Source organism: Achromobacter sp. SD115 (genome assembly GCF_017355315.1).
In the GTDB taxonomy this organism is placed as follows: domain Bacteria; phylum Pseudomonadota; class Gammaproteobacteria; order Burkholderiales; family Burkholderiaceae_B; genus Achromobacter; species Achromobacter xylosoxidans_B.
Genome location: NZ_JADIJM010000008.1, coordinates 238,013 through 250,088, shown reverse-complemented (window position 1 = coordinate 250,088; position 12,076 = coordinate 238,013). Strand labels below are relative to the sequence as shown.

The window sequence follows — 12,076 nt, the reverse complement described above, 5'->3', positions numbered from 1 at the left end:
ACTATTGCGCTATCCCTAAATGAATGATTGAGGCCATTTATAACATTTTGAAATAATCATTAGTAATCAAAGCACTACATAACAAGTTCGAGGCCATTCCCTTAGAGCTTTCCACGCTCTCGAGTTACCCTAGCAATTCCTGCAGTAGCTCGCTGAATGCGTTACTCTCCCCCTCCCCAATTCAAGTCCGCAAGGAGCCCCCAAATGGCACAAGCCTCCGCCCGTCACATCCTCGTTTCCACCGAAGCCAAGGCTAACGAACTGAAGACCGCCATCGAGAACGGCGCCGACTTCGCTCAGCTGGCCAAGGAAAACTCGAGCTGCCCGTCCTCGCGCGACGGCGGCAACCTGGGTACGTTTGGTCCGGGCCAGATGGTCAAGGAATTCGACACCGTGGTGTTCAGCGCCCCGGTCGGCGAAGTCCAGGGTCCGGTGAAGACACAGTTCGGCTACCACCTGGTTGAAGTGACCAGCCGCAAGGACTAAGTCCCTACACTGCACGTCAAAAGGCCGGCGCCAGGAGAATCTGGCGCCGGCCTTTTTTTCCGCTCAGCCTAGAGCGGAGAATCTATTCCTTGCCCGTCATCACCATATGCGCCAGCGCATCCGCGTCCAGTCCGGCCACGTCGCGCTCGATGACTTTGGCGCCGCTCTTCAAGATCGCGATCCGGTCCGCCAGCGCCACCACGTCGGCCATGTTGTGGCTGATGAGGATCACGGTGCGCCCTTCTTCGCGCAGCTTGCGCACCAGGTTCAGTACCAGCGCGGTTTCCTTGACGCCCAGCGCAGCGGTGGGTTCGTCCATGATGACGACGCGGGCGTCCCAGCGCAGGGCGCGGGCGATGGCGACGGCCTGGCGCTGGCCGCCGGACATGCGTTCCACGGGCCGGTCCATGTCGTCGATGGGCACGGACAGGCGCTGCAAGTAGCCGCGCGCGTCCTGGGCCATGCGGCGCTTGTCCAGGATGTTGAACGGACCCGCGCGGCGCACCAGCTCGGCACCCATGAAGATGTTCTCCCAGATCGACAGGCGCGGGGCCAGCGCCAGGTCCTGGTAGATGGTGGCGATGCCTTGCACCAGGGCGTCGTGGGGCGAGCCGAACACGACCTGTTTGCCGTTCAGGCTCATCGCGCCGCCGCTGGGTTCCTGCGCGCCGGAGATGATGCGGATGAGCGTGGACTTGCCCGCGCCGTTGTCGCCGCAGATGGCCATGACCTTGCCCAGTGGCACGTCCAGGTCCACGCCCTTCAGGGCTTCGACGGCGCCGTAGGATTTCTTGATCTGGCGTAGCGACAACGCGGCTGTCATGGCTGCGGGCTCTTACTTGGCGGGTTGCAGGAATTTCTGGACGTTGCTGGCGTCGACCAGGACCGAGTCCATGAATAGGTAGGGGCCGGCGGCGATGGTTTCCCTGGGCTCCTTCTTCACGACGATGCGGTCGATGGCGTAGATGGCCTTGGTGCCCATCTGCTCGAAGGGAATCATCATGGTGGCGGTGATGAGGCTGGCGGGATCAGCGATGCGGCGATAGGTTTCCGGGCTGCCGTCGACGGACACCAAGGTGATGTCGCCCTTCTTCATGCCCTGGGCCTGCAGCAGGTCGTCGATGACATAGGCCTGGCCGTCGAACGAGGCCCAGACGCCTTTGAACTGGCCCTGGTGGCGCAGCAGCAGCGCCTGCATGCCGTTGCGCACGTCGTCGCGCCAGCTCTGGGTGCGAGCCATGCTGAACTTGGCCAGGTCCTTGACCGCGGTGTTCTCAGTCAGGACGGCGTCCAGCATCTTGCCGCGGATGCGGGTGCCGGAGTTGCCGTCGAAGCGCGCGGACAGAATATTGCCCTGGTAGCCCATCTTGCCCAGCAGGTACAGCACGGACTGGGCGCCGGTAGCGTATTCGTTGACCTCGACGTCGAACAGCATGTGGGGGCTGGCGCCCGACATCACGCCGACGACGGGAATGCCTTTCTCTTTCGCGGCTTGCAGCTGCGCATCGGTTTCGACGGGCTTGCCCATGGCGATGACGATGGCGTCGACCTTCTTGTTGACCAGGGTGTCGAGCTGTTCGGCCAGTTTGGGTAGCGACCCTTCAGCGTTCAACTGGGTGACCGTCCAACCTTTGGCGCGGGCGGCTTCGGCAGCGGCGTTGGCGACGCGGGCATGGGTTTCCGAGGACATCTGGAACGCGACCACGCCCACGTCGAAGGCGTGCGCGGCGGCGCCCAGGGCCAGGGCCTGCACGGAAAACGCGGCCAACAGCAGATTGCGCATCAAGGATTTACGCATGGTTCTCTTCCCCTTCCGATCAAAATTTGAAAGCCGCTTTCTTCAGCACGGCCGATGACACCGCGACGGACGCGATGATGATGAAGCCCAGCACGATGTCCTGCACGTAATACGGCGCGCCCATGAGGACCAGGCCGTTGCCCAGCACCTTGAGGATCAGCGCGGCCACCAGCGTGCCCGGTACGTTGGCGTGGCCGGGATTGAACATGGTCATGCCCAGCAGCACCGCGGCGATGGCGTACAGGAAGTAGTCGCCTGCCATGTTGGGCGCGGCGGACGACAGGCTGGATGTCAGCAGCACGGCCGCCAGACCCGCGCACAGGCCGGACAGCGCCAGGCCTATGCTTTTCATGGCGCGGATGTTGATGCCGGCCAGCCGTGCGGATTCGCCGGCCTCGCCGGTGGCTGTCATGCGCGCGCCTGTGCGGGTCCACTTGACCAGGAAGAACGCCAGCACCACGGCGCCCAGCATCCACAGCACCAGGGCGGGAATGCCGAAAGGCTTGCCACGGGCCAGATCGGTGAAGGCAGCGGGCCAGCGGCCCACATAGGACACGCCGTCGGTCAGCATGAAGGCAAAGCCGCGCGCCATGGCGGCCATGCCCAGGGTGGCGATGAGCGAAGGCACGCGCAGCCGCGTGACGGCCATGCCGTTCACCAGGCCGCACAAGAGGCCCACGCCCAGGCCCGCGCCTATGGCCAGGAGCACCGGCTGACCGGTATGCACCAAGGCGCCAGTGACGACGGCCGCCAGGCTGGCGACGTCGGCGACGGACAGGTCCAGTTCGGCCGTGACCAGCGCCAGCGTGAAGCCAATGGCGATGATGGCCAGGAAACTGGTCTCCTTGGCGATGTTCAGAAGATTGTTGGGCGCCGCGAAATTCGGGGCAGCCAATGCGAAAAAGCCCACCAGGACCAATCCCGCGATTGCCGTGCCGTACTGCTCCAGGATGCCGCGCATCGACTCGACCCTTGCTGCGTTTTGTTTGTTATGTGGGCGCATGGCTGCGCCCCGCTGATGGCGTCGTAGTTTATACCTGGCCCATCAGCCCATGTCGATGCCGGCCAGCGCGCGCGATACCGGCGCCAGCGCGGCTTCCGCGGCGCGGAACTGGTGGTACATGCGGCGATAGGCATGGGCCCGCTCGGCTTGCGGCTCGTAGCGTTGCGCCACGCGCACCAGGGCGTCCTGGGCGGCCGCGAAGCTGCCGTAGCGTCCCACGCCCGTCCACGCGGCGACCGCCGCGCCCAGGACGCCAGGCTGCTCGGCCTGGCCGACCACCAGCGGACGTTCGCAGATGTCCGCCTTGACTTGGCACCACTGGGCATTGGACGCCGCGCCGCCGCCGAAGCGGATTTCTCCGACGGGGCCGCCCAGCGCGCTTTCGGCGCGTTCCAGCACGATGCGGTTGAGGAAGGCCACGCCTTCCAGCACGGCCCAGGCCAGGTCGCCGGGGCCGTGGCGACGGTTCAAACCGAGGAAGGCGCCGCGCAGATGCGGATCCCAGTAAGGCACCCGCTCGCCCTGCAGATAGGGCAGGAACAGGGCCGGCTGCGGGTCGCGTGGCGCGTCCAGCAAGGCGTCCATGGCCTCGCCCACGCCGGCCATGCCTTCGTCGCCCAGGCGGCCTAAAAGGGGCAGGAGCCACGCCACCGTGTCCGCACCGTTCTGGCCCGGCCCGCCGATCTGGTGATGGCCCCCGCCCCAGTCCACCGTCATCAGGCCTTGCGCCTGCACCGGCTCGGCGCCCACGGCGCCGAAGACTTCGGTGGTGCCGGAGATGTTGTAGGCATAGCCCGGCCGCAAGGCGCCCAGGCCGGCCACGGCCGCCCAGGTGTCGTTGGCGCAGGCCACCACGGGGCGTCCAGACAGTCGCGCCAGCGCGCCCGGCAGGCCCGCCTGCACGGCGCCGACGATCTCCAGCGGATCGAGCAGGCGCGGTACCCAGGTCGGATCGGCGCCCGCCGCCGTCAGCAGATCGGCACATTCAGGCGCTGCCGTCGCGGCCGCCGCCAGCCGCGCCATCGACACGGTGTCGCTCACGGCGCGTCCGGTCAGGCGGAAATTCAGATAGTCCTTGGGTTCCAGCACCACTCGCACCCGAGCCGCATTCTGAGGCTCGGCGCGCAGCAGCCAGGCCACGCGCGCCCAAGGATGAAAGGCGTTGATCTGCGCATGTTCGGGATGGGCAGACGGCATGGACGCGAGCCACGCGCCTACGTCCGCCGCCGCGCGCGTATCGCGCCAGGTGATCGCAGGCCGGATGGCGGCACCATGCGCGTCGATGAAGACCTGCGTGCGCGTGACGCCGCAAATCGCAATGGCCTCCACCGCATCGAAAGCGGCTTCCGCCTGCGCCGCCAGGGCATCGGCCAGGGCTTGCAGCCCGCCCCACCAGGCGTCGGCGTCGATCTCGTCCCAGCCGGAGTGAGCGGCAAGGCTGGCGCGTGCCGGGCTGTCGATGAAACACGAATGCGCGATGCCGCCGCGCGCGTCCACCAGTGCGGCGCGAAAGCGCGTGCCGCCGAGATCCACCGCCAGGACGTAGCTCATGCCGGCACCTGCATCAGGCGGATCTGGCCGCGCCCGGGCTGCATGGCCCGCAGCGGGCGGAGGGTCTGGATATCAAGCATGGGAGGCGACTTCTGCGTGATCGGATGGCCGTCGGAACGGGCGTTCCGGCATAGGCAAATTGTAGTCCTGTCAGGAATCCCGCGCAGCGCCGGCACCCTTCGTCGCTGCACCGCAGCACCGCAAATCCTATCAATTGATTATTTCTGTTCAGGTGACACGGGTCGCGGGCCTGGGACAGAATGGCCCACACCCGGAGGAGACAGCCGGGGCCATGAAAACCACTAGAACCGCATGCGCAAGCGCGCAGCCCGAGGCCCATGAAACAGTCCAGGAACAAGGTCATCATCACCTGCGCCATCACCGGATCGGTCCACACGCCGTCGATGTCGCCGCATCTGCCCGTCACGCCCGATGAGATCGCGCAATCCGCGCTGGATGCCGCCCAGGCCGGCGCGGCCATCGTGCACCTGCATGCGCGCCAGCCCGATACCGGGCAGCCTACCCAGGATCCCGCGTTGTACGCGCAGTTCCTGCCGCGCATCAAGAATGGCTCGGACGTGGTGATCAACATCACGACTGGCGGTTCTCCCGTACTGCCCATCGCCGATCGCATGGCGCCTGCGCTGCAATTCAAGCCCGAGGTCGCATCGCTGAACATGGGCTCGATGAACTTCGGCATGTACGAGCTGCTGGAGCGTTTCAAGGAATTCAAGCACGCCTGGGAACGCCCCTATCTGGAAGGCAGCAACGACCTGATCTTCAAGAACACCTTCAAGGACATCGAACACATCCTGACCTCGTGCGGCGACAACGGCACGCGCTTCGAGATCGAGTGCTACGACATCGGGCATCTGTACACCGCGGCGCATTTCGTGGACCGCAAGCTGCTCAAGCCGCCCTTCCTGATCCAGTCCGTGTTCGGCATACGCGGCGGCATCGGCACGCATCCCGAAGACGTGATGATGATGAAGCGCACCGCTGACCGGCTGTTCGGTGACGACTACATCTGGTCGGTACTTGCCGCCGGACGCAAGCAGACGCCGCTGGCGACGATGGCGGCGACCATGGGCGGCAATGTGCGCGTGGGGCTGGAGGATTCGCTGTGGGACGGGCCGGGCGAGCTGGCGCGCTCGAACGCCGATCAGGTGCGGCGGATCCGCCGCATCCTGGAAGACCTGTCACTGCAAATCGCCACGCCCGACGAGGCGCGCGAGACTCTGCAACTGAAGGGCCGCGACAACGTCGCGTTCTGACCAAAATCCTATCCAGTGGGGAGAGAGACATGAAAAGAACATTGTGCGCGACGGCGGTGGCTGCGCTGTTGGGAATAGCCGGCGCGGCGCAAGCCGATGACGACGTGATCCGCATCGGCTTCATTACCGATATGTCCGGCCTGTCGGCGGACGCCGACGGCCCCGGCGGCGCCGAGGCGATCAAGATGGCCGTGGCGGACCTGGGCGGCGTGGTGGCAGGCAAGAAGGTCGAGGTCCTGGTGGCGGACCATCAGAACCGCGCTGACATTGCCTCCTCCAGGGCGCGTGAATGGCTGGACCAGAAAGGCGTGAACATGCTGATCGCAGGCGCGAACTCGGCGGCGGCGCTGGCGATGGCGAAGGTGGCCGAAGAAAAGAAGACGCCGTTCTTCGTGGTGAGCGCGGGCGCTTCCGAACTGACGAATTCCCAATGCACGCCCTACACCGTGCACTACGTGTACGACACGGTCTCGCTGGCGCGCGGCACGGCGCGCGCGATGATGAAGGAAGGCGACAAGAACTGGTACTTCCTGACCGTGGACCACGCCTTCGGACATGCGCTGGAGCGCGATGCGTCGGCCGTGGTGCAGGCCGACGGCGGCGCCGTCAAGGGGCGGGTCAGGCATCCGCTGAACGCGGCGGATTTTTCGTCCTTCATCCTGCAGGCGCAGGCATCCGGCGCATCGGTGCTGGGACTGGCGAATTCGGCCAGCGACACCAGCAATGCGGTCAAGGCGGCCAATGAATTCGGCCTGACGCCGAAGATGAAGATCGCCGGCCTGCTGGTGCTGATCACCGACGTTCACGCGCTGGGCCTGCAAGCCGCGCAGAACATGTACCTGACCACGGCCTGGTACTGGGACCAGGACGACGCCTCGCGCAAGTGGGCCTCGCGCTTCGAAGCCACCATGAAGAAAAAGCCCTCGATGCTGCAGGCCGGCGACTATTCCGCCGCCACGACGTACCTGAAGGCCGTGGCAGCCACCAACAGCACCGATGGCGACACCGTCATGAAATGGCTGAAGGCGAATCCGGTGAACGACTTCTTCGTGAAGGACGGCAAGATCCGCGCCGATGGCCTGATGGTGCACGACATGTTCCTGATGCAGGTAAAGACTCCGGCGGAATCCAAGGCGCCCTGGGATTACTACAAGCTGGTGGCCCGGGTGCCTGGCGACCAGGTCTATACCACCCCCGCGGAATCGACCTGCCGCTTGATGAAGCCCTGAACCGCAACCACAAGGATCTGGCATGACTGTGAAGAACGCTGTCCCGGCGGACATTTCCGCGCTGCCGGTGGATCTCTCTGGCAAGCGCGTCATCGTGACCGCGGGCGCGGCCGGCATCGGCGCGGCGATCGCCACCGCATTCGCCGGACGCGGCGCCAGGGTGCACGTCTGCGACGTGGACGAACAGGCGCTGGCGGCCTGCCCTTACCCCAGCTCGCGCGCCGACGTGAGCCGGCGCGACGAGATCGACCGCTACATGCAGGAAGCGCTGGCGCAGCTGGGCGGCCTGGACGTGCTGGTCAACAATGCCGGCATAGCCGGCCCGACCGCGGGTATCGCGGACATCAAACCGCAAGAACTGGACGCGACGCTGGATATCAATCTGGCATCGCAGTTCCACACGGTGCGGCATGCATTGCCGGCGCTACGCGCTGCGGGCGGCGGCAGCATCATCAACATCAGCTCGGTGGCAGGCCGCATGGGCATACCCATGCGCACACCCTACGCAGCGACCAAATGGGGCGTGGTGGGGCTGACCCGTTCGCTGGCGGTCGAGCTGGGCGGCCATGGCATCCGCGTCAACGCGCTGCTGCCCGGGCTGGTGGCGGGGCCGCGCATCGACCGCGTGATCGAGGCGCGCGCGAAAAACATGGGCCTGACGGTGGCGGAAGAGACCCGGCTGGAACTGTCCGGCGTGAGCCTGAGGCAGTTCGTGCGGGCAGCGGACATCGCCAACATGGCGCTGTTCCTGGCCAGCCCGTTCGGGGCAATGATCAGCGGGCAGGCGATCAGCATAGACGGCGACCTGCAATCGCTGCCCTGGCAGCCGCCGGCGGACTGAGGCCGCGCCCTACGCCAGCAGCTGGACTGTTTGCGCGTAGACGCCCTGGCGGCGCGCCTGTGCCGTGGCCCGCAAGGCGTCAAGCAATCGCTCGGCCAGGTCCTGGTTGCGCAGCTCCTTGCGGGTAATGAGATAGAAATCGAACCACTGCCGCGAAGCCAGCGGCCGGGCGACCAGATCGGGATAGGCCGCCACGATATCCCACGCGGATAAAGCGTTGACCAAACTGATGCCCTGGACCGCCCGAACCGTGCCGGGCAGCAGCGACATGTGCGCCCGCATGCCGGAACTCAGCAGCAGCGAATCCGCGATGTCGCCCTGTGCGACCACATAGTCGGACCACAAGGGCTTCACGTAGGTGTCTGGCGGGATATCGGCCGCCGCGATGATGTCGCGCGCCGCCAGGGGATGATCCCGATGCGCGATGGCCATGACGTCGGCGCGCAGGAACGGCGTGAATGCCAGCCGGGCGCTGTCGCGCTCGACCGCGCCCAAGCCGCAGTCCGCGCGCATGGTCTCGACCGCGCTGATGGCCTGCACGGACGATTCGATATCAATGGAGAAAGGCCGGGTGCCGTTGACGTCCAGATAGCGCCGCACGGCATCGGGCGCGTAGCCCAGCGCCAGCGCGGGCGAGGATGCGATGCGCAGGCCGCGCCCGCCGAACTGTTCGATGCTGTGCAGCGCCTCGTCGATGCGGACCAGCTCGTCCAGCACGAACTTCGCTTCGCTGTAGAGGTACTGGCCCGCCTCGGTGGGACGCAAGGTTTTGTGCGACCGGTCGAACAGTTGCACGCCGGTCGCGCCTTCCAGGCGGGAAATCGCGTGGCTGACAGCCGGCTGGGTCAAGTGCATGGACTGCGCGGCCTGGCGGGTCGATCCGGTCATGACTACCGCGTAGAAAATGCGCAGGTCGTGAATATTGAAATTGCGCTTCATGCGGCGCGAGGCTCCCTGTGTGGGCGTCTACCCGACTGCGCCTGGCCGGATGGCAATGACTGGCCTACGCGAGGCCTTCTTGTAGCCCAGACAGGCTCTAGTGTCGAACCTGGGGCGGGAAAGGCGCCGGGCGCGCCTGGGGCGCCTGCCGGGCGCGCTCGATCTGCGGCGAGGTCCACTTGCCTTCCAGCAGCGCCGGCTTGGGCCAGTAGTACCGCAGCGTGACCATGAAGGGCCCCGCTGGCGCGGGCAGCCAGTTGGCTTCCTTGCCCTTGCCCGGCGACTCCGACTGGAGGTAGATCGTAATGCCGCCGTCGCGGTCGCGCTTGAGCGACGACAGCATGGAGGAATTGATCAGATAGCGCTTGAGCGGATTGGACGCCAGCAGCTGCTCGGGCAAGCGATACATGGTCATGGACCAGAACGCATTGACGGGCGGCAGGCTTCGCGGGGCGAAGCGCAGGGTGTACTTGTTGCGGCCGTCCAGCGGCTGGCCGGTGCTGTCGTTCTCCAGCACGGGATAGAGCGCTTCTTCGCGGCTGTTGCCGCCGATGCCGACCTGCGTGCCGGTGGCGCGCGCGAGGTAATCGTTCTTCAGTGTGTTGCGGTCGCCGAACAATCCGTCGGTCTTGCCGTTCAGGGCCTCGCGGTTCTTGTCGATGTCGTTCTGGCCATCGTGCATGCCTTCCTGCAAGGCGCGGCGCAAGGCGGGGTTCATGCTGTTGAAGTCGAATTGCCGGCCGGGTTCCAGACCGATGCTGGCAAAGCGTTCGCGCAATGACTGCTCGGAAGAATGGGCCGGCGCGAACTGCAGCAGGAAGGCAAGCTGGTTGTAGAACTCCAGCGAACTGCGCATCTGCGCGGGCGGTTCCGGTGCGATCCAGTCCACGGCCGGCGCCGGTACGGGCGCGCGCTGCTTGCGGAAGGTCGACAAGGTCTGGATCTTGTAGCGCGACTGGATGCGCTTGACGTTGGGCAGATCCCCCGCGCTGAAGAGCTGGGTGCGCCCGACCAGGTTGACCAGATCGGTTTCCGACCTGATCACCTTGGTGATGCCGGCCGGCGTCTTGCCCTTCCAGCGCGGGCCGGCGACCAGGAACCGGCCGCCGCCATTGCCCGTGCTGCGGCTGCCGATGTAGGCGAAGTTGTAGGTGTACAGGTCCATCAGCTGCAGTACGAAGTAGCGGCGCGGCTCCATGGCAGGCACGGTGATGACCACGGGTTCGGCGCGCAGGTCCAGGACCGCGAACGTGTATGGCGTGTCGGCGTTGGGCGTGACGAAGGCGGTGTCTTCGGGCGTGAAGACGCGCGCAACGTTGTTGACCGTGTTGAGCGGACCCTTGTACTGGGGGTTGCTCTTATCGATGCTGAAGGCATGCATGGTCTGGTAGCTGGCGACCATGGGCGTGCCGTAGAGATAGGCTTCGCGGGCGATGCCGCGCGCCTGTTGCGCCGTGACGCCGTCGATGCCGACCGATTGCGAACCGCTGGAATCTTGCGAATGGATGGCGCATCCTGCCGCGCTGCCGATCAGCAGTGCCGCAAGAAGCAGGCGGGTCGCGCGCAAGAACTCGATGCCAGTCTGACGGTCGCGCATTCATTGCTCCAACACTTCGTGATGTTGGCGGCGCTCGCTGAAGGCAGCGTCGCGTGCGAGGCGGGAATTCCCGGGGAATTCTGGCACATTTCCCCGGATGCGCTCAAGCCGCCTGGGTCTGGCCTTCGAGCCGCTGCAGGGGAATCGCCACGATCGCGCTTTCGCTGGCGGCGGCGTCCGTGGTCAGGTGCTGGATCAGGTCCACGGTGGTGGACCGGCGGGTCAGCATCAGGCAGGTGACTTCCTCATCCGTCACGCGCGTGGCGTGCCAGCAGCCCGGACGCATGCAGACGCCCTGCCCCTGTGGCACGCGGAATGCCATCAGGCTGGCCAGATCGGGGCTGCCGTCGGCCGCGCTGCGCGCCACCACCTGGATAATCTCGCCGGTCAGCGGCACGATGGCCTGCTGCGTCAGCAGGTGCTTTTCGAGGCTGGATATCTCAAAGGACTGACTGCGGTAGTTGACCCACAGCAACTCGGCATCGCCACCCGCGCCCGTGTTGAAGAGATGCTCTTGCCAGAAGTCGGTGGCCGGGTTGGAGAACAGCGGCACGCCGTTGCCGTCCGGCATGGGTTTGCCCAGCATCCAGCCGTAGGCCCTGAAGGCGTCCGGCGTCAGATCGTTGATGTCCAGCTGCTTGTCGCTCGTCATGCGGAACCCTGTTATGGCTTGGTCGCGCCGCCGCGCTTGGGAAACTCGGCGTCGTAGTCGAATTCGCCGCGCGCAATGGCCTCGAGGATGGCGGCCCGGCGGTCGGCGGCGCGCTTGAGGTTGGCGGCGGTGGGCTTGGCCCGGATGCGTTCCACGCAATGCCGGCCTTCGTGGAAGAAGCCGATCTCGATGGAAGACTCGGACGCGGGCCTGACCCCATCGAATCCCTGGCGCATCGCCCTCTCCTGTTATAGCCGATGAAGAGGCACATGATATCGCTTTACACTGGTCCGACATCCTTCACGCCAGGAAGCGCAACATGACTACCAATCTGTCGTCGCACTATCTCCTGCTGGACGCCTCGGGCGCTTGCTCCGCCGTCGAAGGCGGCAACGCCTTCTGGTCGCAGCCGGAAGAGGAACTGGAAAGATTCGGCCGCGGCTGGCTGGTGTCCGAATATTCCTTCGAGACGGACTGGCCGCAATGGGAAATGCACCCGCTGGCCGACGAGGTCCTGCGCCTGATCGAGGGCGCGGCGGAACTGCGGCTGGAATGGCCGACAGGCGAACAGGCCGTGCGGATGCAGGCAGGCGACGCCTATGTGGTCCCCAAGGGCATCTGGCACACGCTCAAGGTGGCCGGCCCATGCCGCATGCTGCACATCACCATGGGCGCGGGCACGCAGCACCGACCGCTGTAAGCCGCC

The 12,076-nt window shown here is 65.8% G+C and carries 13 protein-coding genes; 5 read left to right on the top strand and 8 right to left on the bottom strand.

The window, feature by feature from the left end:
• The first annotated feature begins 204 nt into the window (after positions 1–204).
• Positions 205–486: a peptidylprolyl isomerase gene (locus IPU70_RS14250; protein WP_006385706.1), complete on the top strand. Its 282-nt coding sequence runs from the start codon at positions 205–207 to the stop codon at positions 484–486.
• 82 nt (positions 487–568) lie between these two features.
• On the opposite strand, the gene IPU70_RS14245 is transcribed toward IPU70_RS14250, so the two are convergent.
• The 4 genes from IPU70_RS14245 to IPU70_RS14230 all read right to left on the bottom strand — a co-directional run bounded on the left by IPU70_RS14245 (position 569) and on the right by IPU70_RS14230 (position 4,838).
• Positions 569–1,309 carry an ATP-binding cassette domain-containing protein gene (locus IPU70_RS14245; RefSeq protein WP_207468105.1) on the bottom strand — a complete coding sequence of 247 codons (741 nt, stop codon included), beginning with the start codon at positions 1,307–1,309 and terminating at the stop codon, positions 569–571.
• 12 nt (positions 1,310–1,321) lie between these two features.
• Positions 1,322–2,284 carry a sugar ABC transporter substrate-binding protein gene (locus tag IPU70_RS14240; protein WP_207468104.1) on the bottom strand — a complete coding sequence of 321 codons (963 nt, stop codon included), beginning with the start codon at positions 2,282–2,284 and terminating at the stop codon, positions 1,322–1,324.
• Positions 2,285–2,303: 19 nt separating this feature from the next.
• Positions 2,304–3,245, bottom strand: a complete 942-nt coding sequence (locus tag IPU70_RS14235) for an ABC transporter permease (RefSeq protein ID WP_207468103.1) — start codon at positions 3,243–3,245, stop codon at positions 2,304–2,306.
• Between the two features lie 84 nt (positions 3,246–3,329).
• Positions 3,330–4,838: an FGGY-family carbohydrate kinase gene (locus tag IPU70_RS14230; protein WP_207468102.1), complete on the bottom strand. Its 1,509-nt coding sequence runs from the start codon at positions 4,836–4,838 to the stop codon at positions 3,330–3,332.
• Between the two features lie 338 nt (positions 4,839–5,176).
• Here IPU70_RS14230 and IPU70_RS14225 point away from each other — a divergent pair, with 338 nt between their 5' ends.
• The 3 genes from IPU70_RS14225 to IPU70_RS14215 are packed head-to-tail and all read left to right on the top strand — an operon-like array spanning position 5,177 to position 8,182.
• Positions 5,177–6,112 carry a 3-keto-5-aminohexanoate cleavage protein gene (locus tag IPU70_RS14225; protein WP_207468101.1) on the top strand — a complete coding sequence of 312 codons (936 nt, stop codon included), beginning with the start codon at positions 5,177–5,179 and terminating at the stop codon, positions 6,110–6,112.
• A gap of 29 nt (positions 6,113–6,141) precedes the next feature.
• Positions 6,142–7,341 (top strand): ABC transporter substrate-binding protein, encoded by a 1,200-nt coding sequence (locus tag IPU70_RS14220; RefSeq protein ID WP_207468100.1) that lies wholly within the window; start codon positions 6,142–6,144, stop codon positions 7,339–7,341.
• A gap of 22 nt (positions 7,342–7,363) precedes the next feature.
• Positions 7,364–8,182, top strand: a complete 819-nt coding sequence (locus IPU70_RS14215) for an SDR family oxidoreductase (protein WP_207468099.1) — start codon at positions 7,364–7,366, stop codon at positions 8,180–8,182.
• Between the two features lie 9 nt (positions 8,183–8,191).
• On the opposite strand, the gene IPU70_RS14210 is transcribed toward IPU70_RS14215, so the two are convergent.
• The 4 genes from IPU70_RS14210 to IPU70_RS14195 form a co-directional block, all read right to left on the bottom strand.
• On the bottom strand, positions 8,192–9,121 hold the full coding sequence (locus tag IPU70_RS14210; protein ID WP_207468098.1) for a LysR family transcriptional regulator: 930 nt from the start codon (positions 9,119–9,121) through the stop codon (positions 8,192–8,194).
• 97 nt (positions 9,122–9,218) lie between these two features.
• Complete coding sequence (locus IPU70_RS14205) at positions 9,219–10,718, bottom strand: DUF1254 domain-containing protein (protein ID WP_207468096.1); 1,500 nt, start codon at positions 10,716–10,718, stop codon at positions 9,219–9,221.
• A 103-nt stretch (positions 10,719–10,821) separates the two neighbouring features.
• Positions 10,822–11,370, bottom strand: a complete 549-nt coding sequence (locus IPU70_RS14200) for an ureidoglycolate lyase (protein WP_207468095.1) — start codon at positions 11,368–11,370, stop codon at positions 10,822–10,824.
• 11 nt (positions 11,371–11,381) lie between these two features.
• Positions 11,382–11,606, bottom strand: coding sequence for an Arm DNA-binding domain-containing protein (locus IPU70_RS14195; RefSeq protein ID WP_013396464.1), 225 nt, complete (start codon positions 11,604–11,606; stop codon positions 11,382–11,384).
• Positions 11,607–11,689: 83 nt separating this feature from the next.
• On the opposite strand from IPU70_RS14195, the gene IPU70_RS14190 reads away from it, so the two are divergent.
• On the top strand, positions 11,690–12,070 hold the full coding sequence (locus IPU70_RS14190; protein ID WP_207468094.1) for a cupin domain-containing protein: 381 nt from the start codon (positions 11,690–11,692) through the stop codon (positions 12,068–12,070).
• Positions 12,071–12,076: the final 6 nt, after the last annotated feature.

Bases quoted from the DNA above. Each gene is read 5' to 3' on its own strand.
- IPU70_RS14190 (WP_207468094.1), top strand. From the start codon at position 11,690: ATGACTACCAATCTGTCGTCGCACTATCTCCTGCTGGACGCCTCGGGC.
- IPU70_RS14230 (WP_207468102.1), bottom strand. From the start codon at position 4,838: ATGAGCTACGTCCTGGCGGTGGATCTCGGCGGCACGCGCTTTCGCGCC.
- IPU70_RS14215 (WP_207468099.1), top strand. From the start codon at position 7,364: ATGACTGTGAAGAACGCTGTCCCGGCGGACATTTCCGCGCTGCCGGTG.
- IPU70_RS14245 (WP_207468105.1), bottom strand. From the start codon at position 1,309: ATGACAGCCGCGTTGTCGCTACGCCAGATCAAGAAATCCTACGGCGCC.
- IPU70_RS14205 (WP_207468096.1), bottom strand. From the start codon at position 10,718: ATGCGCGACCGTCAGACTGGCATCGAGTTCTTGCGCGCGACCCGCCTG.
- IPU70_RS14200 (WP_207468095.1), bottom strand. From the start codon at position 11,370: ATGACGAGCGACAAGCAGCTGGACATCAACGATCTGACGCCGGACGCC.
- IPU70_RS14240 (WP_207468104.1), bottom strand. From the start codon at position 2,284: ATGCGTAAATCCTTGATGCGCAATCTGCTGTTGGCCGCGTTTTCCGTG.
- IPU70_RS14250 (WP_006385706.1), top strand. From the start codon at position 205: ATGGCACAAGCCTCCGCCCGTCACATCCTCGTTTCCACCGAAGCCAAG.
- IPU70_RS14195 (WP_013396464.1), bottom strand. From the start codon at position 11,606: ATGCGCCAGGGATTCGATGGGGTCAGGCCCGCGTCCGAGTCTTCCATC.
- IPU70_RS14225 (WP_207468101.1), top strand. From the start codon at position 5,177: ATGAAACAGTCCAGGAACAAGGTCATCATCACCTGCGCCATCACCGGA.
- IPU70_RS14220 (WP_207468100.1), top strand. From the start codon at position 6,142: ATGAAAAGAACATTGTGCGCGACGGCGGTGGCTGCGCTGTTGGGAATA.
- IPU70_RS14235 (WP_207468103.1), bottom strand. From the start codon at position 3,245: ATGCGCGGCATCCTGGAGCAGTACGGCACGGCAATCGCGGGATTGGTC.
- IPU70_RS14210 (WP_207468098.1), bottom strand. From the start codon at position 9,121: ATGAAGCGCAATTTCAATATTCACGACCTGCGCATTTTCTACGCGGTA.